16 protein-coding genes are annotated in these 19,925 nt (G+C 65.6%); 5 read left to right on the top strand and 11 right to left on the bottom strand.

Annotation, left to right across the window (positions count from 1 at the left end; translation table 11 throughout):
* Positions 1 to 12: 12 nt before the first annotated feature.
* The 4 genes from AC1DS6_RS00565 to AC1DS6_RS00550 form a co-directional block, all read right to left on the bottom strand.
* Positions 13 to 801, bottom strand: a complete 789-nt coding sequence (locus AC1DS6_RS00565; protein WP_441627976.1) for an ABC transporter ATP-binding protein — start codon at positions 799 to 801, stop codon at positions 13 to 15.
* Positions 801 to 1,784 carry a tripartite tricarboxylate transporter substrate binding protein gene (locus AC1DS6_RS00560; RefSeq protein WP_441628033.1) on the bottom strand — a complete coding sequence of 328 codons (984 nt, stop codon included), beginning with the start codon at positions 1,782 to 1,784 and terminating at the stop codon, positions 801 to 803. The genes AC1DS6_RS00565 and AC1DS6_RS00560 overlap by 1 nt, the downstream gene beginning before the upstream one ends.
* A gap of 228 nt (positions 1,785 to 2,012) precedes the next feature.
* On the bottom strand, positions 2,013 to 2,636 hold the full coding sequence (locus AC1DS6_RS00555) for a response regulator transcription factor (RefSeq protein ID WP_441627978.1): 624 nt from the start codon (positions 2,634 to 2,636) through the stop codon (positions 2,013 to 2,015).
* Entirely contained in the window at positions 2,633 to 4,048 is a 1,416-nt protein-coding gene (locus tag AC1DS6_RS00550) for a sensor histidine kinase (RefSeq protein ID WP_441627980.1), read from the bottom strand. Before AC1DS6_RS00550 ends, AC1DS6_RS00555 begins: the two co-directional genes overlap by 4 nt.
* Before the next feature lie 168 nt (positions 4,049 to 4,216).
* Between AC1DS6_RS00550 and AC1DS6_RS00545 the strand changes: the two genes are divergently transcribed.
* The gene (locus AC1DS6_RS00545) at positions 4,217 to 6,670 is read left to right on the top strand and encodes a TonB-dependent receptor (RefSeq protein WP_477101708.1); all 2,454 of its coding nucleotides are present in this window, start codon (positions 4,217 to 4,219) and stop codon (positions 6,668 to 6,670) included.
* A 752-nt stretch (positions 6,671 to 7,422) separates the two neighbouring features.
* Here the strand turns inward: AC1DS6_RS00545 and AC1DS6_RS00540 are convergent.
* Positions 7,423 to 8,274: a LysR substrate-binding domain-containing protein gene (locus tag AC1DS6_RS00540; protein WP_441627984.1), complete on the bottom strand. Its 852-nt coding sequence runs from the start codon at positions 8,272 to 8,274 to the stop codon at positions 7,423 to 7,425.
* A gap of 230 nt (positions 8,275 to 8,504) precedes the next feature.
* Here AC1DS6_RS00540 and AC1DS6_RS00535 point away from each other — a divergent pair, with 230 nt between their 5' ends.
* Positions 8,505 to 9,815, top strand: a complete 1,311-nt coding sequence (locus AC1DS6_RS00535; protein ID WP_477101707.1) for a DUF3422 family protein — start codon at positions 8,505 to 8,507, stop codon at positions 9,813 to 9,815.
* A 71-nt stretch (positions 9,816 to 9,886) separates the two neighbouring features.
* Positions 9,887 to 10,501 carry a DUF1294 domain-containing protein gene (locus AC1DS6_RS00530; protein WP_441627986.1) on the top strand — a complete coding sequence of 205 codons (615 nt, stop codon included), beginning with the start codon at positions 9,887 to 9,889 and terminating at the stop codon, positions 10,499 to 10,501.
* Positions 10,502 to 10,602: 101 nt separating this feature from the next.
* On the opposite strand, the gene rpoD is transcribed toward AC1DS6_RS00530, so the two are convergent.
* From rpoD to AC1DS6_RS00515, 3 genes are all read right to left on the bottom strand, one after another.
* Positions 10,603 to 12,561 carry an RNA polymerase sigma factor RpoD gene (gene rpoD, locus AC1DS6_RS00525; RefSeq protein ID WP_441627988.1) on the bottom strand — a complete coding sequence of 653 codons (1,959 nt, stop codon included), beginning with the start codon at positions 12,559 to 12,561 and terminating at the stop codon, positions 10,603 to 10,605.
* A 341-nt stretch (positions 12,562 to 12,902) separates the two neighbouring features.
* Entirely contained in the window at positions 12,903 to 14,216 is a 1,314-nt protein-coding gene (locus AC1DS6_RS00520) for a type II toxin-antitoxin system HipA family toxin (protein WP_477101770.1), read from the bottom strand.
* 11 nt (positions 14,217 to 14,227) lie between these two features.
* The gene (locus AC1DS6_RS00515; RefSeq protein WP_441627992.1) at positions 14,228 to 14,608 is read right to left on the bottom strand and encodes a helix-turn-helix domain-containing protein; all 381 of its coding nucleotides are present in this window, start codon (positions 14,606 to 14,608) and stop codon (positions 14,228 to 14,230) included.
* A 210-nt stretch (positions 14,609 to 14,818) separates the two neighbouring features.
* Here AC1DS6_RS00515 and AC1DS6_RS00510 point away from each other — a divergent pair, with 210 nt between their 5' ends.
* Together AC1DS6_RS00510 and speG are read left to right on the top strand one after the other, a co-directional pair.
* Complete coding sequence (locus AC1DS6_RS00510) at positions 14,819 to 15,604, top strand: TatD family hydrolase (protein WP_477101706.1); 786 nt, start codon at positions 14,819 to 14,821, stop codon at positions 15,602 to 15,604.
* A gap of 178 nt (positions 15,605 to 15,782) precedes the next feature.
* Complete coding sequence (speG, locus tag AC1DS6_RS00505) at positions 15,783 to 16,325, top strand: spermidine N1-acetyltransferase (RefSeq protein ID WP_477101705.1); 543 nt, start codon at positions 15,783 to 15,785, stop codon at positions 16,323 to 16,325.
* Positions 16,326 to 16,346: 21 nt separating this feature from the next.
* Here speG and AC1DS6_RS00500 read toward each other — a convergent pair whose 3' ends face one another.
* The 3 genes from AC1DS6_RS00500 to AC1DS6_RS00490 form a co-directional block, all read right to left on the bottom strand.
* A complete protein-coding gene (locus AC1DS6_RS00500) occupies positions 16,347 to 18,182 on the bottom strand; it encodes a flavin monoamine oxidase family protein (protein WP_477101704.1) in 1,836 nt (611 codons plus the stop codon).
* A gap of 35 nt (positions 18,183 to 18,217) precedes the next feature.
* Complete coding sequence (locus tag AC1DS6_RS00495) at positions 18,218 to 19,582, bottom strand: c-type cytochrome (protein WP_477101703.1); 1,365 nt, start codon at positions 19,580 to 19,582, stop codon at positions 18,218 to 18,220.
* A 137-nt stretch (positions 19,583 to 19,719) separates the two neighbouring features.
* Entirely contained in the window at positions 19,720 to 19,905 is a 186-nt protein-coding gene (locus AC1DS6_RS00490; protein WP_441628002.1) for a DUF2970 domain-containing protein, read from the bottom strand.
* Positions 19,906 to 19,925 lie beyond the last annotated feature (20 nt).

Raw genomic sequence — 19,925 nt, 5'->3', positions numbered from 1 at the left:
TGGGCGGCCTGTTCATGCCGGGACACGCTCGGTAGCGCGCGCGGTGGCACGGACAGGCGATGCGGGGAAGCTGGTCAGGGCCAGGAAGGCCTGCTCCAGGCTGTCGCACTCGGCGGCGCCGCGCAGCGCGGCCGGCGTGCCGTCGAAGCGCACCGCGCCCCGATGCAGCACGATCACGCGGTCCGCCTGCTCGACCTCCTGCACCAGGTGCGTGGCCCACAGCACGCCGGCCCGCGCCTGCGCGGCAAGCCGGCGTGCATCGGCAACGATCTGCGCGCGCGAGGCCGGATCGAGCCCGACAGTGGGTTCGTCCATCAGCAGCACGGCGGGCTCGTGCAACAGCGCGCGCGCCAGTTCCACCTTGCGCCGGTTGCCGCCCGAGAGCTCGCGCACGGATGCCCCTGCCCGCTCCGCCAGGCCGAAATCCTCCAGCAGCCGGGCAATCCGCCCGGCGGCAACGCGGCGCGGCAGCCCGTGCAGGCCGGCATGGAAATGCAGGTTCGACAAGACCGACAAGTCCAGGTCGATGGCCGGCTGCTGGAACACGATGCCGAGGCGGGCCAGCGCACGCACCGGGTGGCGCCGCATATCCACCCCCATGACCGTAACCCGCCCCGCGTCGGCCACGAACAAGCCGCTGAGGATCTGGAACAGCGTGGTCTTGCCAGCGCCGTTGGGACCCAGCAGCGCGACAAATTCACCGCGCCGCACGTCGAGCGAAACGCCGTCCAGCGCGTGCTGGTTGCCAAAGCGCTTGCGCACGGCTTCACAGCGCAGCGCCAGCGGGGATTCCGGGGCCATCACAGGTGCTCCTTCGGCTGGGCCGTGCCCACCCGCTCGGCGAAGCGACGCTCCGCCTCCCAGGCGCGCTGCAGGTAGGCCTCGTACCGGGCGGTGTTCAGGTAGGTCAGTTCCTGGTCATACCTGGCCAGCTCGGCCACGTGGCGGGGCTGTTGCATGGCGATGCGGAACGCGTCGTGCAGGCGGTTGACGATCAGCGGGTCGGTGCCGCGCGGCACGCCGATGCCATAGGGCGAGTTGTGGATCGCGTTGTCGAAACCCAGCTCGCTGACGGTCGGCACCTCGGGCCAGCGCGCCGATCGCTGCGCGCTGAACACGGCCAGAAGGCGCATCCGCCCGCTCTCCACGAAGGGCGCGAAGCCGGTCGAATTCACGCCCGCCATCAGCGAGCCATTGGCCACCGCCAGCATCTGGTCAGCGGTGCCGCGGTAAGGCACGTGCACGTAGCGCACGCCGCTGCGTCCGAGCACATCCTCCATGGCGAGGTGGGCGGTGGTGCCGATGCCGGTCGAACCCACCGTCAGCGCGCCAGGATGGGCACGGCCCCAGGCAATCAGGTCATCCAGCGTGTGGAAGGGGCTGTCCGCGGGCACCACGATGCCGAAGGTGTAGCCGGAGATCATCAGCACCGGCTGGATGTCGCGCAGCGGCTGCCACGCGGTTTTCTGCTGATGCGGGAAACGATAGACCGTCAGCGGCAACTGGCCGATGGTGTAGCCATCCGGCCGCGCGGCGGCAAGCGCGCCGCCCACCAGCGTGCCGCCGGCGCCCGGCCTGTTCTCCACCACGATGGGCTGACCGAGCTCCCGCCCGGCCAGTTCCGCCAGCACGCGCATCGAGATATCGGTGGCACCGCCCGCCGGCCACGGCACGATCAACGTGATCGGGCGCACCGGAAAGCGCGGCGCCCCCTCCGCTGGCGCGGCCAGCGCATGCGCCAGGCCAAAGCCGAGCAGCAGCGCGAAAGCGAGGCGACGAAGCATGGCATGGCAGAAGGTGGAAGTGTTCATGCTGATTAGAAGAGCAAGGCCGATACCATGTGCGGCGCAACATGCGGGCTGTCGGGCGCCTGGCCTTCTCCGGCGTCATCCTGGAGGCCGCCAGGCATCGCTGTAAGGCTGCGCGTTGTGCAGTGCGCTATTGATGGTTGTCCCGCCGTGGAACACGCCACCAGCGCCCGGGCCAGACCTGTCCCGTTTTGAAACAGAGGCTCAGCCGAAGCCGTGCTCCACCGCATAGCGATGCATTTCCACCCGGTTGGCCAGGCCCATCTTCTTGCGGATCAGCGTCTGGTAGTTCGCCACGGTCTTGGTACTGAGATAGAGCTGCGCTGCCACTTCCTCGATCGCCGTGCCGCGCGCGAACAGGCGGAACAGGTCGAACTCGCGCGGCGACAAGGCCAGGTGCGGCAGCGGCCTGCTGCCGGCATCGACCAGGCCCGCGACATCGTCGGACAGCGCCTGCCCCCCGTTGGCCACCTTGCGCACGGCGTCCACCAGTGCCTCCGGCGCACTGCTCTTGGTCAGGTAGCCGGCGGCGCCGGCCCGCATGGCCTGGCTCACGATGGCGGCGCTGTCGTGCATGCTGAACACCAGGATCCGCAATGCGGGGACCCGCGCGCCCAGCCGCTGCAGCACCTCCATGCCGCCGCGTCCGGGCATCGACAGGTCCAGGATCAGTACGTCGGCCGGATGCTGCGTCAGCCAGGCGTAGGCGGCATCGCTATCGCCGAACTCGGCCACCACGCGCACCCCCTCCTCCAGTTCCAGCAGCCGCCGGTACCCGGTGCGCACTACCGCGTGATCATCGGCAATGACTACGTCGATCGTTTTCATTTGCTCTGGCTCCCATGCGGTTGAACCGGCTCGGCGAACGCCTGCTGCGCAAGCGGAAAGCTGGCGCTCAGGCGGCAGCCGGGCGTGGCAAGGACCGCAGCAGAGGCGGGTTCGATGTGCAGCGTGCCCAGATGGGCCCACGCGCGCTCCTGCATCCCTCGCAGGCCATGACTGCGCTGCAGGGCCGCGGCGACGTCGGCAATGCCCTGGCCGTCGTCCTCCACGCTCCAGCGCACCGCCTCCCCTGCGGCCGTGGCGGCGATGCGGATCGCCACGCGGCGCGCGCCGGCATGGCGCATCACGTTGGTCAGCGCCTCCTGCGTCATCCGGTACAGCGTCAGGACCAGGTCCGCGCCCGGCGCCACACCACCAAGCGCCACCTCATAGTCCACCTGCGTCTGCTGGCCCGGCTGGTCGCGCCAGGCTCGCACCAGGTCTTGCAGCAGACGCTCCACCGAGGCGAGGCGGCCGTCGGGCTGCACGCCGTGCGGCCGAAGCCGGTGCAGCAAATGACGTACCTCGTGCTGAATCCTGGCGCAATGCCCGGCCAGGTCGTTGGCCACGAGTTGCAGCACGGGCTCATGGACACTCTTGCGAACCAGATAGGCGGCATCGGCGCGCATTGCGGTGAGCACCTGGCCGAACTCGTCGTGCAGCTCCCGCGCCAGGCGCGCGCGCTCGCTTTCCTGGGCAGTCAGCAGCTTGCGGCTCAGGGCGCGTCGCTCCGCCTGGGCATCGTCCAGCGCACCAGCCAGGTGGTTGAGCGCACGGCCGACCTGGTCCATCTCGCGCGTGCGCATGGGCGGCAGGCGCACGCTGTAGTCCTTGTCTTCGTAGCGCCGGATCGCCTCCAGGATCTGTTGCAGGGGAGCTAGCGCCCGTCCCAGGGCCCAGTGGATGCCAAACAGTAGCAGCGCGCCATAGACGGCTAGCACGGCGAGGTTGCCGGCCATGTCGTCGCTGGCTTCCTGGATTTCGCTCTCCGGATTCCAGCGCAAGGCGGCGCGGTAGGTAGCGCCGTCGCGGGTGTGGATCTCCCAGCGGCTTTCCAGCCGCGCCGCATTGGCGCTCAGGCCCGGCAGGGCTAGCAGGCCGCCCCAGGCGGAGCTGTCCCGTGGCTGCGGCGCGCTTACCAGCACCTGGCCCGCGGCATCCTCCAGATGCAGCCACAAGTGGCGCATTTGCGCCGATGCATTGATGGCGCGCAGGGCGGCAAGATGCGCCTCGCGTTCGGCCGGCGCCGCCATTTGCAATGCCGAGAGGCGCGGAATCAGTTGCGCCATGGCGTCCGCGCCATGGCGCTCGTCGCCGATGGCGCGCACCGCGAGCCATAGCGCGACCACCAGCGCGCAGCACAGGCAGGCCGCGGAGATCCAGATGGCACGGCTTAACAGATAGCGAGACATCGTCATGGCAATGACGCCCCCCGGAAGGTTGCGGTGGCCGGTGGAATTCGCCCGCGGATCGGGAGGTTTTCCCGAAGCCCGAGGTATGGAACCTGCTCCCTGTCCCTCGAGTTGTTTCCGCCAGGCCGGCACCCAACGCAGGTGCCCCGGCCAATCATTCCGAGGAGATGCAAGATGCCAGCCAACCTACCCCCGCCCAGACGCAGAGCCAAGCCGGGAGGCGCCGCCCTGCGCCCGGCGCCCCGCCTCGGCGCGCCACGGCGCGGCGCGGTCACCGCCATCGCACTGGCCGTGGCACTGCTGGCCGCCCTGCCCGCTGTTGCACAACAGGACAATGGTGTGCAAATCGGGGACAGTGCCACGCTGCCCGAGGTCCTGGTGGTGGCGGCGGCTCCGCTGCCCGGCATCGGCGTGGACCGCGATGTCGTGCCCTACACGGTGCAGACGGTCAGCGGCGACAAGCTGAACGGCACGCGCACCGGCACCCTCGCCGAATACCTGGCGCGTAACTTCACTGGCGTCAACGTCAACGACATCCAGGGCAGCCCCTTCCAGACCGACCTCACCTACCGCGGCTTTCGCGCCTCGTCGATCCCGGGCGTGTCGCAAGGGCTGTCTGTCTACCTGGACGGCATCCGCGTCAACGAGCCCTTCGGCGATGTGGTTAGCTGGGACATGATTCCCGAGTCCGCCCTGGAAAGCGTCTCGCTGGTCTCCAGCGCCAACCCCGCTTATGGCCTCAACACGCTCGGCGGCGCGCTTGCCATGACCACCCGCTCGGGCCTGACCTCACCTGGCTTCACCGCCGATCTCTCTTATGGCAGCGGCAACCGCAAGCGCGCCGACCTGTCGGGCGGCATCCGCAGCGACAGCGGCTGGCACGCCTTCGCCGCCGGCACCCTGTTCCAGGAGCACGGCTGGCGCGATCATTCCGAGGGCCGGCTCGGCAATCTGTTCATCAAGGCCGGGCACGAGGGCGAGACCGACAGCTGGGATGTGTCCGTGCTGCATGGGCGCAGCACCCTGATCGGCAACGGCCTGGTGCCCAGCTACCGCGCTAGCGGCAATGCCATGCTGCCCGGGCTCTACGAGAGCAATCGCGGTGCCGTCTATACCTATCCCGACAAAACCGAGAACATGGTCACCCAGGCCGCCCTCAATGGCCGGCACTGGTTCGACGAGAAGACCAGCGCCGCCATGCTCGCCTATGTGCGCACCAGCCGCCGCGACACCACCAACGGAGATGTGAACCCGGTCTACGCTGCTTATACGGAAGACTGCGAAGATGGCTTCAATGCCGCCGGCAGCCCGCGCAAGTCCCGCTGCGGCTACACCCGGGACGAAGGCGCGGCGCTGGATCCGGCGGTGCTGAACACGACGCACATGTGGCAGCAGTCCATCGGCATGGCGTTCAGCTTCGCCAAGGAGACGGAAAAGCACCTGATCAACGCCGGGCTGACGTTCGACCGCAGCCGCCTCACCTATTCGCAGTACGAGCAGCTAGGCACCTTTACCGACGACCGCGGCGTGATCGCGGACCCGGATGCGCCGAACGAACTGTTCTCCGGCGTCAGCGGCACCTCGCGCGCGATTGGCCTGTACCTGTCGGACACCTGGGCCGTGACGCCCAGCACCTTCGTGACTGGTTCGGCCCGGTGGAACCACGTGACCGTGAGCAACACGCTGCGCAACAGCGACGGCAGCGAGCAGCCGAACGAGAGCTTCACCTACCGCAGGCTCAACCCCGCGCTTGGCATTACGCAGAAGCTGGGCGCCGGGGTCTCGGTATTTGGCGGCTACGCCCAGAACAACCGCGTGCCGACGGCGCTCGAACTGGGCTGCGCCGATCCCGCCCAGCCCTGCCGCCTGCCTGCCGGCCTGCAGGCCGACCCTTACCTCAAGCAGGTCGTCTCGCACTCCTATGAAGTGGGCGCGCGCTGGCGGCCCTCGAAGGACACGGAAGTGTCCGGCTCACTCTACCGCGTTGATAACCACGACGACATCCTCTTCCTGCGCGCCCCCAACACGCAGCAGGGCTACTTCGCCAATTTCGACCGGACCCGCAACCAGGGCTTCGACCTGTCCGCCCGGCAGCGCTTGGGCAACGTCACCCTGCGCCTCGGCTACAGCTATCTCGACGCCACCTATCAGGCCACCGGTCAGCTCGCGGTGGGCGAACGCACCATCGACGTCAAGCCGGGCATGCGCCTGGCCGGCCTGCCGCGCCACACCATCAAGCTGGGTGTGGACTGGCAGGCGCTGCCCGAACTGACCCTGGGCGCCGACCTGGTTGGCGTGTCCAGCAGCGTCACCAGTGGCAACGAAGACGGCCTGCGCGCCGACCCGCAGCCCGGCAAGGCGCCGAAGTCCGTGAACTGGAGTACGCCGGGGTATGCCACGGTCAACCTGCGCGCCTCGTATCGCGTGAGCAAAGGCTTCGAAGTCTACTTGCGTGTGGCCAACCTGTTCGACCGCCGCTACGAGACCTACGGGCAGATCGCCAATGACGTCTTTCCCAACGGCAATCTGCTACGTCCGCAGAATACGCCGGGAGACAACGCCAGCGCGCTGTTTGTCGCCCCTGGCGCTCCCCGCAGCGTCTGGGCCGGCGTGATTTACCGCATGTGATCCGACAATGGGAGCGCGCCTGGCTACGAGCGCTTGCGAGGCATGGCAAGCATGGCGATCGCTATCTGCGCACTTTGCTGATTCAGCAATGCGATTCTCCCTACTGCACCAACGGTGTGTCCGAACCGAGCAGCCCGGCGCGCTGGGCCGCCTGACGCAAGGCGCGCAGGCATGATCTCGCTTTCCGAAGGCTTCAACGTGTCGTACCGGAGGGGAATAGAGCGTCAACGCCGGGAGTGTCCCCTGCAGAAATGCCGCCTATGGCAAATGCCTGCCAGGAAGTAAAGGCACCTTTGCACGCGTACCGGCGGCGTGCACTGCCTGTCGGCCACCGGCTCGCGTGCGTGCCCCGTTCCGGCCGGCCGTATCGAGCCCATGCTTGTCGGGCAGGACGCGGCCGCCCAAGCGATTGTCCGCGTGGCCACCAAAGGCGCCGATCCTGACATCCTCGCCCATCCCCCCGACAACATGCTGCGCCCGGGCGGCTCCCGCGGTGGCCGCCAACATGGCAATGGCCACCAGGGGAATCGAACAGATCTTGATCATGCGACGCTTCTTCCATGTAGCACGGCATGCCACTGTACCTGGCTACCGCAGTTTTTGAGCACGGGGGAGCATAGTTCGGCCCGACCACCCCGGTTGTAATCAATTGTTAGCGCCCGTCAGGCGTGAGGGCGAAATGCAACAGTGCGCGCGCCATGAGCGCGAATGGAAGGCGGCTGGTTGAACCGCTGTGACGTCGCATGACTGCCCTATCGCCGCAACTCGGAAACGATCTGTTCGGCAAGGAAATCGCACGGCGGTCGCCTGGAACCTGCACTTCGCGCCAGGATGACTTCCAGCGCTGCAATCTCCGGAAGGCCCTGAGCCTGGCCAAGCAAGGTGAAGTGAGGCGGAACCGCGCAGCGCGCAAGGGGAGCCACGGCGAGGCCGGCTTCGACCATGCTGAGCAGGCCGAGCAAACTGGGGCTCTCGTACGAGGTCCGATAGGTAATCTTCGCGCGCTCAAGGCTGCGAATAGCGTTTTCCCGCGCGACGCTGCCCGGCAGGAACACAGCGATCGGAAGCGGTCTCTCGCGCCATATCCCATCGGCGCTTGGCGCAGCCGCCCAGACCATCGGCTCGTGTCGGATGAACTCGCCGGACAACCCCTTTACGCGTGTTGCGCATACGAGGTCGACCGATCCATCCCTGACCATCGGCGCCAGCGCCACGCTCGGCAGTCCGATGACCTGGATCTCGACCTTAGGGTAAGTCGCCGAAAACTTCTTGAGGATCGCGGGCAACAGCGAAGAAGCATAGTCGTCGGGCACGCCAATGACGACCCTGCCCGTCACGTCCGGGCGAACCACCGCCGCCCAGGCCTCGTCACGCAGGGCAAGCATGCGCCGCGCAAACCCCAACAGGACTTCGCCATCCTGCGTCGGGGCAACGCTTCTTGCTCTTCGCACGAACAGGGGCTTGCCGAGCGCCAGCTCCAGCGCTTTGATCTGCATGCTGACCGCAGACTGGGAACGATGCACCACCTGCGCCGCACGGCTGAAGCTGCTGGTATCGGCAACAGCCACAAGCATCGTCAGCACGTCGAGGTCAAGCGCTTTCATAAATATCAGAAAATCTGATGCGAACGATCAATTTTACCCGTTTTTCTTAATCATGCGCCAAGGGCATACTCACACGCAAGCAACGCTGAAGCGCAGGCCGCGCGGGTGTGCGGCGGGTCGCGCCGACGAAAGGCGGATTGAAGGTGCCCTCGGTTGCAACCCGACACGCCGCGATCGGAGTCAATGCGGTTAATTAGTTAATTAGCGGATTAACAAACAGGCATCAAGCTATGGACCACCCCCTGCGCGCCAGCCTTTCGCGCGAATTGCATGCACGGCCGTTTCTCAGGATTGGCGGCTCGGTGTCACTGGTGCACTTTGCCATCTATGCCGATGACGACACGGCAATTCACCAGACGCTCCTGAGAGCGCTGTGCCGTCTCACTGGCCTGGACGCCCCCGCCGACGGCACAAAGCACTATTCGGCGCGGTGGGGAGCGGAAAAAGAGTTGAAGTGGGAACGGCACACGGAGTTTTCGACCTTCACGTTCGTCGCAAAACGCCATGACACGGACTACTTCTCCGATCTGGCTACGGCGCACGTGCCATCTGAATGGTTCCATGCGTTTGAAGGCAAGCGGTTTGTCGCGGCCCGAATGGAGCTCGTGTCGGGCGAAGGCGCAAACCGGGCGCGCCGGGACCTGCGGGAGTGGATCGATGGTCCGATTCTTGTCGGCAGCCATGTACTGGGAGGTGGGCAGGTATTCTGCGACTGGACCATCCAGCCGGACGGCTTCTCGCGATTTCTCGTGATCGACGATGGCTTTCGTGAAGAGCAAGGTGGCCGCCTCCTGCAGCGTCTCTACGAGATCGAGACATACAGAATGATGGCATTGCTGGCATTGCCGGTCGCTCGCGACCTGGGCGGAAGCCTGGACGAACTGCAGCGGGCGCTCGGGCCATTGATGCACAGCATGGATGCAAGTCCCGGACCGCAACATGATGCCGAATTGCTGGTCCGGCTGACCCATCTGGCGGTGCGGATCGAGGCGCTGGCCGAATCCGGTGGGCGCTTCAGTGCATCTCGCGCCTATGAAAAGCTCGTGCTCGCACGGATTCATGAACTGCGGGAAGAGCGCATCGAAGGCGTGCCAACGATCGCCGAATTCATGGAGCGTCGATTTGCCCCCGCAATGGAAACGTGCAAGGCGGTCTGGGCGCGCCACGAACAATTTGCGGGACGTGTGGCAAGAGCTGTCGACCTGCTGCGTACGCGCGTCAACCTTGCGCAGGAGCAGGACACCACTCGCCTGCTGGAGGGAATGGACCAAACGGCCCGCAGCCAGCTGGGACTTCAGCACGCAGTCGAGGGCTTATCCGTTGCGGCCATCTCGTATTACGTGCTGTCCCTGACCGGCGCCGGACTCAAAGCCCTCCACGCGGTGCATCTTCCGCTCGATCCCGAACTGCTTGAGGGGATATTGATCATCCCGGTTGTCCTGCTGGTATTGCGCGCTACCAGGCGCAGCAAGCGGACCGGACCGAAGCGGAACATGGTCGTCTCCAAGCAAGCCGTTCCGGGCGGAGAGAGGACAGTCTGAGGCCAGCTTAAGACGCGCCACCCTTCCCCTTCCTCAGGCTTCGGCTGCCGCTCGTTGTGCGAAAGGGGGATTTGTGCGACGCTCCCGGTCTATTTCCACGCCGAACAAAAATGAAAAAAGCAGGCCGCGTAACATCCTGGAATGCCGACAAGGGCTATGGCTTTATCGATGTACATGCCGACGTGAAGGACATTTTCTTTCACATCACCGCGCTGCAGAACCGTTCAGTCCGGCCGAAGCCTGGCGACCGCGTCATGTTTGAACTGGGCAAGGGCAAGGACGGCCGCATGCAAGCCAGCAACGTCTCGATGCTGGGCGCACCGAAACCGCAAAACCAGGCAAGCGTGCTGCCGGTTTTCCTGGCCGCGATCGCCCTGGCGGCGATTTTCGCCGGCGCCCTCGGTGGGTTTCTCCCGCGGCTTGCCGGCGCGATCAGTCTAGTGATGAGTATCGTTGCATTCCTTGCGTACAACGCCGACAAGGCCCGCGCCAACCGCAAGGAATGGCGCACGCCCGAGGCCCACCTGCACTTCCTCGCCCTGTGTGGTGGCTGGCCGGGCGCACTTGCCGCGCAACATCTGCTGCGCCACAAAAACCGGAAGCAGGCGTTTCAGGCGGCTTTCTGGGGCACCGTGGTCCTGAACATCGGCGCCATGGTGCTCTGGAAGACCCTTGTGCCGGCCTGAAACGAAGAAGGGGGTCACGGCCTCAACCTGGCCGCAACCCCCTTCGTCGCTGCATCGCTTCGTCGCGCGTTGGCGCCAGGACTTGCCCCGGCGCCCCGCTATCAGCCTTCCTTCAGGAACGCCTTCAGATGGTCCGCGCGGCTCGGATGCCGCATCTTCTTCATCGCCTTGCTTTCGATCTGGCGAATCCGTTCGCGGGTCACATCGAACTGCTTGCCGACTTCTTCCAGCGTGTAGTCGGTGGACATGTCGATACCGAAACGCATCCGCAGCACCTTGGCCTCGCGGGGCGTCAGGTCGTCCAGCATTTCCCGCACGGTCGCCCGCAGGCTCGCATGCAGTGCGGCTTCCGCCGGGGACGCGGTATCCGAGTCGGCAATCATGTCGCCCAGGCTCGTATCGCCGTCCTCGCCAACCGGCGTTTCCATGGAGACGGGCTCCTTGGCGATCTTCATGATCGAGCGGACCTTCTCTTCAGGCATCTCCATGCGCTCGGCAAGCGCCGCGGGATCCGCGGCCTTGCCGGTGCGCTGCATGATTTCGCGCGAGATGCGGTTGAGCTTGTTGATCGTCTCGATCATATGCACCGGCACCCGGATGGTCCGGGCCTGGTCGGCGATCGCCCGCGTCACTGCCTGGCGGACCCACCACGTTGCATAGGTGGAGAATTTCCAGCCGCGGCGGTACTCGAACTTGTCGACCGCCTTCATCAGGCCGATATTGCCTTCCTGGATCAGGTCCAGGAACTGCATGCCGCGATTCACGTACTTCTTGGCGATCGAGATCACCAGACGCAGGTTGGCTTGCGTCATCTCGTGCTTGGCCTGGCGCATCTGGCGCTCGGCGGTCAGCATCTGGCGGTTCACCAGCTTCAGCTCCGACAGCGGCAACACCGCGCGTGCGTGAATATCAACCAGCTTTTGCTGATGCGATTCGAGGTCCGGCAGGCTACGGCCGACCGAGTCGCTGTACGAGCGCGATTCGGCAGCAAGCGAGCGGCCCCAGGCAAGATTGGTCTCGTTGCCGGGGAAGCGTTCGATGAACTCTTCCCTGGGCATGCCGCACCGCTCCACCATCAGCTGCAGTATCTGGCGCTCGACGACACGCACTTCTTCCACCACGGCCTGGACATCGGCGCACAGGCGCTCAATGGTCTTGGCGGTAAAGCGGATCGAACTCAGCTCTTCGCGGACCGCGAGCTGAGCCATGAGGAATCCTTCCGACTCCACGCCATGCGCGGTGTAGGCCTTGCGCATGGCCTCGAAATGATCGGCCACGCGGGCGAACCGCGTCAGGCAATCGTCCCGCAGCTTGGAAAGCGCGGCGGATTCGTTGGCTTGCGCGCTCGCACCTTCGTCGCTGTCGTCGTCGCTCTCGTCATCGGCGGCGACTTCATCGCGGCTGGTGTCGTCGTCGGCTTCGGCGGCCACCTCGGCTTCCCCTTCGATCAGCCCGTCGACCAGTTCATCGATGCGGATTTCATCGCGCTCCACGCGCTGCGAGAGTTCGAGGATCGTCGCAATGGTGGACGGGCAGGCAGCGATGGCGTGAACCATGCGGTTCAGGCCGTCTTCGATGCGCTTGGCGATCTCCACTTCCTGCTTGCGGGTCAGCAAGGTTGCCGAGCTCATTTCCCGCATGTACATCCGCACCGGGTCGGTGGTCCGTCCGAACTCGGAGTCGACGGTCGACAGCGCGACTTCCGCCTCTTCGTCGGCCTGGTCGTCCGAGGCCGCAACCGCGCTATCGCGCAGCAGGAGCGCTTCGGCGTCCGGCGTCTGCTCGTAGATCGTCACGCCCATTTCGGCGAACGTGCTGACGATGCTCTCCATCGCAGCCGTGTCGGTGAAATTGCCCTGCAAATGGTCGCTGATATCCGCGTGCGTCAGGTAGCCGCGTTCCCTGCCCAGCTGGATCAGTGCGCGCAGCTGCTGGCTGCGCTCCGTAGCTTCGGTTGCGGGATCAGCTTGAGCCGTGGACGCCGCACCCCTACCGGCCGGCTTCTTGCCGGCCAATGCTGTTTTCGATTCTGCCAACGTCCGTTGTGCGCCACTCGCCATTAACTGCTGCTCCCTTGCTGAATTACTACTTGATTACTTCTTGACTGTTGCCCATACGAGGGTACACCCATCGCACCTGCGGCTGTCAAAGCCCTCGCAGCATTGCTAGCTGCCGAGAGACGGACATCTGCCGCAATCCGCTGGGACTCCCAGTCCGGCATTGCGTGTCCGTTCAAGCCAAAGGGCGATATTCTACATTCGTTGTTGCAACGCATCACGCGAAAAAACCGACTGCCGTGTTGCCAATGCCCCGCTTCCGTGTGGTTCCCCCTATGCAGGGAAGCACCGGAGTTAGGTATCAGACCCATCGAGGCGTCTTCCAATGCGCCGAACCTTCTGGTCTAGCGGGCTTTGTGACCGAAAGCACCATCCGGATCGACGTACACATTTGTTTTTTTCCTGCTCACCAAATCGTTCTGCCCGGACAGGCCGGCCTGTTCCCGTAGCGGCGCAGGCTCCGGCTTGCCCAACCTGGCATCCGGCTTGATGTCCTCGGCGCCTTGCGCCCACGCGTCCAGCATGCGCTTGGCGATTTCCCTGAACTCCGGGTAGCGGTCGGCGTACTCGCTTACCAGCGGCACTACCTTCCGGATCGCCTGCGTCACCTGGCCCATACATGCGGCCATATCGGCGCTAGACAAGTTCAGTCTTGCGCCGCCGTACTGCGCCAGCAACTTCCCGGATGCCCAGGTCCGCTTGCCAGCCAGCGGCAAACCTGGGATATCCGCCCGATACTCCGGGTAGGCGGTCACCGTGACAATGTCATACACCGGCGCCAGCCTGACGTCATCGATGCTGGTGTACACCACAGCGAAGTTCTTCAGGTGTGCATCGGCATTGCGCAGTGCGTAGTTCAAAAGCAACAACGTAAACAGGCGCCGCGCACTTTCCTTCCGATGCGGGGCGCTGACGTAAATCGCCAACAGCTTTGCCAGATCCTCAAGACTGCCCTTGTATTTATTGACAGGGTCCAGTCCTCTCAGCGCACAAAAATCCTCAACTGCAAGCCGGCTGCCGTCCGCCACGCGATCGAAACGGCGGATTGCCAGCACCTGCCCGTCGTCCGAGAGTTCTGTTTCCGGCACTTCCAGGCCCGCCAGCCGCGCCACTTCGAGGCACAGGAACTCGTTCACGGACAGGCCGGGCAAATCCACCGGACCCGTCTTCAGGATGAACTCGTCGGTCCAGACCGTGGCTTTGTCCTCGGGCCTGGCAAGCACCTTGGGCATGACGCCCGATACACCTTCGGCAATGCCCGCTTCCAGATGGCGCAGCAGGTTGTCCCGCGATCCAGTCGATGCGAGCAGGCTCGCCATGTCCAGGTTCGAGGCAGCCAACGTCGGCGGCGCCCCGTGAGGCACCACGCGGACCCTGCCGATCCCGTTCGCGCCGGTCAGCGCCAGCAGGCCCAGGTCGCTCACGTCGGCATGGGCCCCAAGCTTGCGCCGGATCAGGTCCTTCTTGTACCCCTCGGGCAAGTTCATCTGAAAAAACGGCAGCAGCCCGGCTGCCCATTTATACGACTCTGCCCGAACTGGCAGCAGAAGCGACACGAAGTCGTGCGCCGGCACATCTGGCAGGTAGGTGAATACGCTCGCGCGCGCTTCTTCGGCCAGCGTGCCGACGGGCGTTGCATTCACATAGACGTCCAGCATCTGTGCGCCGTTCACTTCGAACCCTCGTCGTGCGCCTTTTCCGGTGCCTTGTCGCCGGACTGGGACGCGTCAAGGTCCGCGGCTGGCTGCGGCCGGCGGTGAAAGTGCCGGACACGCCGGCGCGCTTCCTCGGAGGTGGCATCGACTTCCTCCGTCTCTGCCAGCACGTCGTCCAGCGTCCTTCGGTGGCCGGCAGGCCTTGCGAGCAGCTCAAGCCCGACGGCCTCGAACAAACTCAACAACTTCACCGCGCCCATCTCCGGCAATCCGCCCGTCTCAAACCGGCTGATCCGGGCCCGCGGCACCCCGCTGTACTCGGCGACTTCCTGTTGGGTCTTGTTCGCAAGGATCCTGGCACGCTTAAAGGCCTCTCCCAGCTCAGCAAGATTCATGTGCTACCTGTATAACATTATGCTCAAATAAACGTCTAACGTACTGTATACGAAACAACAGCATCAGTCAAGATAACGTGCCATAAACGAAACACTAAGCGGTTAATTCTTCGTAGTGTTTGATATAGAGAACATTATGAGCGCAGCAAGCCGATTAGCCCGAGGTTAGACTGCATGCTGCGAACGATCCGCCTCTCATCCCAGCCAGACATGCACCTAATCGACATTGGCGTAAACTTTCATTCCTCCCAGATTGCCCCGCACACAGACGCCATCCTTGCGCGCGCCGTGGCGGCCGGGGTGGTGGCCATACTCGCGACGGGCACATCGCTGGACGCGAGCAGGAAGGCTAGTGACCTGGCCAGGCTGCATCCCCGCCTCCTATTCGCAACGGCGGGCACGCACCCTCACACGGCCAGGGATTGGTCGCCATCGGTCCGGCAATCGCTTGAGTCCCTCTGGGAACGCCCCGAGGTGGTGGCGATCGGGGAGTGCGGGCTGGACTACAACCGAAATTTCTCGACGCCTGCCGACCAGCGCAGGGCCTTCGCGGACCAGCTCGAAGCGGCTGTCCTCTGGAAGAAGCCCCTGTTTCTCCATTGCCGCGACGCCTTCGAGGACTTCTACGCGATGGTGGAACCCGCGGTCCGTGCCGGCGCCCACGGTGTGGTGCACTGCTTTACCGGCGCTGCCGACGAGGCGGCCGCTTTCGTCGAACTGGGCCTGGACATCGGTATCACGGGCTGGGTAACGGATCTCAAGCGAGGCCAGGCGCTGCGCGAGGCCGTGCAAGCCATACCGCTCGACCGCCTGCACCTGGAGACCGATGCGCCCTACCTCGGCCCGAAGAACCACAAGAACCGGCGGCCTTACAACGAGCCCGCCAACCTGCCCTGGATTGCGCAGGCAGTCGCCGAACTGAAAGCGTTGACGGTGGCCGAGGTTGCCAGCCAGTGCACCCGCAATAGCCGCCGCCTGTTCGGCATCCCGGCCTGAGGTGCGCCCTGCCCGCTCGTGACAAGCGGTGATTGTGAACAAATGTGCCTACAATCGGAACCCGGCTAAGCCGCCGGGGGTCGAACCAGGCTTCGCCCGGAGCCGCTGGACCTCATTCGCTTGTGTTGCCCGCCGGCTCCGGACAGACCCGTGAATAACAATCAAGAAAGGCCCGCCCATGGTGACCGAAACCGGCCCAAACCTGATCCTGCGCCCGCTGGAGCGCAGCCACCTGCATTTCGTACACAGCCTGAACAACGACGCGAAGATCATGCGTTACTGGTTCGAGGAACCCTACGAAACCTTCGCCGAGCTGACTCAGCTCTATGACCGCCATGTGCACGACCAGCGCGAGCGCCGCTTCGTCTGCGAGAACCTGGATGACGAAGCCGTTGGCCTGGTCGAGTTGATGGAGTTGAACCATATCCACCGGCGCGGGGAGTTCCAGATCATCGTGGCGCCGGCCAGCCAGGGCCGCGGCTACGCCGGCACGGCCACCCGGCTCGCCATGGACTACGCCTTCATGGTGCTGAACCTGCACAAGCTTTTCCTGATCGTGGACGTGCAGAACGCCAAGGCGATCCATATCTACGAGAAATGCGGCTTCCAGCGCGAGGGCGAACTGCTGGAAGAGTTCTTCAGCTATGGCGCCTATCACAATGCATTGCGCATGTGCGCCTTCCAGCGCGACTACCTCGCCGCGCGCAACGCCCGGCTCTGAGCGCCCCGCCCAGGCCCGAAATCAGCCCGCCAGCTCCCCGACCGCCTTCCACGCCTGGTCGATGGCGGCTGTCAGCGAAGGGCTGCCCGCGCTATCGCTGTTAGCGATCACCACATTGCCCGCGCTGGCGCGCGAGCGATCCAGCACGGCCTGCGCTGCCGCCTCCTCCTCGAACAGGCTGTTGGGCATATAGCTGTAGCCGTGCGCCCAGCGGTTGACGGTGATGCCGCGAATCACATCCTTGCCGGCGAAGCCGCCGGGCGCCAGCATGCGGTCTAGCTGGCTGCGGATACCCTTCTCCAGTTCGCCGAACGGCGTACCAAGCAGGAAAGCCCGCCCGGCGCGGAAGCGTTCGCGCGCCTGCATCCCGCTGTCCGGCACGGTGGGCACATAGAGCATGTGCAGCACCACCGGGTCCGCCGGGCGCGCGCCGGCCGGCTTCTCCAGCCACAGGTCGGTGTAGGCCATGGCCGGCGCATGGATGCGGCTGGTCTTGAGCGCCTCGAAGGCGCGCCAGTTGTCCAGCGCCACCTTGGTGTAGACCACCGGGGCCTTCACGTCGGAGCGCAGGGCCTGCTTTTGGGGCGCCGGCAGGCCGGGCATGATGAACGGGATCATCATGTTGTAGCCGGCCAGCACCACGTGCGCGGCTTCGACCCGGTGCAGGTTGCCGCTCCAGCCATAGGTCACGCGCGTGATGCGCTGGTCCGGCTCGATGGCGATGGCCGTGCTGTTCAGGCGTACCCGTACCTTGGAATCGTCGGTATCGAGCCGGCTGTAGTCGAAACCGGCCGCGCCGATGTCATCGGGGCTGCCGGACTTCGTCACGCCCGGGATCATGTTCCGCACCAGCAGCCGCGCCAGCGTGGCATTGCCATCGGCAAACCAGAGCTTCGATGCGGGCGACTTGCCAAGGCGTGGATTGAGGCTGGGCGGCGGCATGTTCTTGCCGCCCGGCAAGCCGATGGCCAGCGCGTCGAACAGCGATACGCCGTCGGCGTCCAGGGCATAGGCATCGTTGCTGCGGCTGCGGAAAAAGCGCTGGCCGTCGAGACCCACGCCGGCCTTCTCGCGCAGGAAGGCCGCGTAACTGGTGCGCTTCAGGTAAGCCAGCCGCTCGCCCTCGCCCATGCCCGCCAGGTAATCCGTGCCGCCATCGGCCAGGCGCGCCAACGCGTCGCGGTCCTGCTGCGGCAGCGGCGTCTTGTCCAGGAAGGCTTTGAACGCCGCGGCACTGGCCGGCTGCGCCCCGGTATTGCGGGCATCGATCTGGCTGGCAAACGGATCGCCGGCAAGCAACTGGTCACGGCCAAAGTGTTCCGCGTCGAAGAAGACCGAGCGGCCCATGCCCAGCTCGCGATACAGGTCGCGTTCGGCGGCCTGATGGCGCTTGGGATCCACGCCGAGCCCGGCCAGCAGCGTGGCTACCGCGCGGCTGTCGAGCGCGGTCGGCGGCATCTCGGCGCTGCCGCCGTACGTCACCAGTTTCTGTCCGCGTACCGTGAACTCGTTGCGCTTGGCATGGCCACCGAAATCGTCGTGGTTGTCGAGGATCAGGATGCGTTTGCCGGCGCCGAAGCGGCGCTGGTAGAACCACGCCGCCGCCAGCCCGCTGAGGCCACCGCCCACCACCACCAGGTCGAAGACTTCGCGCGCCATCACGGCAGGGTATTTGGCGCCTTCGCGGGCCAGGCTGTGCGCAAGCGTGTAGGTGCCCGCATGGTTGCCGCGCAGCCCGGTCAGCGCCGGGGGATAGCCGGCGCTGCGTTCAGCGGCCTGCAAGAGCTGGGACGGCGCCAGCCCCGCGGCGATGGTGAGTGCGGCGCCGTTGAGAAAGTCTCTGCGCGTGATGGTCATGGCAATATCGTTCGCTTGGTTTGGGTGGCGCGGGCTCAACGGCGCTCAGCGGTGTCGCGCTGACGGCCCAGTTCGGCGCGGCGCGCGGCTATCGCCCCTTCCGCTACAGGGCTGGCGCGATTGCCCCAGCCGGTGCGGATAAAGGTCAGCACGTTCGCCAGCTCCTGGTTGTCCAGCGTCCAGCCATAGCCGGGCATGTGGTAATCGGTAGCCGCCGTGCCCACGTGCGCGGTCACGGCGCCGTCGAGCAGCAGGTTGGCCAGCGAGGACGGATCAGGATCCACCACGGTCGGATTGCCCGCCAATGGCGGGAAGACGCGGGCAAAGCCCTTGCCGTTGGCGCCATGGCAAGGCATGCAGAATTCGGCGTACTGGCGCGCGCCGGTGGCGTCGAAGCGGCCCTGCGCGAGCATGTCGGCGGTGCCGGCATCATAGACGTAGGGTGTCTCGTCGCTGCGCGTGCCGGGCACCGACTTGAGATACACGGCAACGGCATCCAGATCCGGGCGGCTCATGAACTGCGTGGACGATGCGATCACCCCGGACATCGGCCCGAACGAAGTCGCATGCGCATTGCGCCCGGTATGCAGATATTCGGCAATGTCTTCGCGCGACCAGCTGCCCAGCCCCGTACGCGGGTCGCCCCGCAGGTTGGTGGAAGCCCAGCCTTCCACGCTGGCGCCGGCCAGGAAATGCCGGCTGCGTTCATCCAGCCCCTTCTCGGCCATCAGCGCGCCGCGCGGCGTATGGCAGGCGCCGCAGTGGGCCACCGCTTGTACCAGGTAGGCGCCGCGATTCCACGCTGCACTCTGGCTGGCATCGTTGCGCACCGGCCCGGTTTCGAGGAACAGCCAGTTCCAGACGCGCAGCAGCCAGCGCATGCCGAACGGCCAGCGCATCTCGGGTTCGGCGGTTTCCTGCCGCACGGCTTTTACTTCGGTGCGCAAGTAGGCATAGAGCGCCTGCACGTCCGGTTCGGCGAGGCGGGCATACGACGGGTAAGGCATGGCGGGATAAAGCCGCTTGCCGTGCTTCGCCACGCCCTCACGCAGCGCGCGGTCGAACTCCTCGAACGTGTAGGCGCCGATGCCGCTCTCGGCATCCGGCGTAATGTTGGTGGAATAGACGGTGCCCACGCCGGTCTTCAACGGCAATCCGCCGGCAAAGGGCGCGCCACCGGGGCTGGTGTGGCAGGCGGCGCAGTTGGCCACCTTGGCCAGGTAGCGGCCACGCTCGATCTGCGCCGCGCCGGGGGCGTCCGCCGCAGCCGCGAGGCATGGCGCCAGCAGCAAGGCGGCGAAGGCGGCGGCAGCGCTGCGCAAGTGCCTGCGCGCAAAGGCGGAAATGGTGCCGGCGACGGCGGCGGCGGTAGCGGAGAACCGCCTTGTGGCAAGGCTCATGGGGCTGATTGTCGTTTTAAGCGCCGCGATGGCGTTCCGTGCGGCAAGCGTGCGCAGCCCGCGCGCGGCGGGCAGAGCATCATGGTTGCAGACCTGGGCGGCCCTGCGGATGCGGGATGAACTGGCGCGCCCGCGCTTCAGGCGTGGGACACCGCCCAGTGCGCCAGCGACACAAGCAGCAGCACGAGGCCCGCCGCCAGCGCCACGCCGGTCAGGATCAGCGGCACCGGCCGCACCGCCTGCAGGTCGCGCATATGTTCCTGGCCCTTGCGCAGGCCAAAAAATCCCCACAACACCGTAATCACCAATCTCAAGGGGTTCATTTCCGTCTTCCTTGCATGCT

This window comes from Cupriavidus sp. 05L310, from assembly GCF_056398185.1.
Note: the sequence above shows the minus strand (reverse complement) of the source record. Positions and strands in the feature narration are given on the sequence as shown.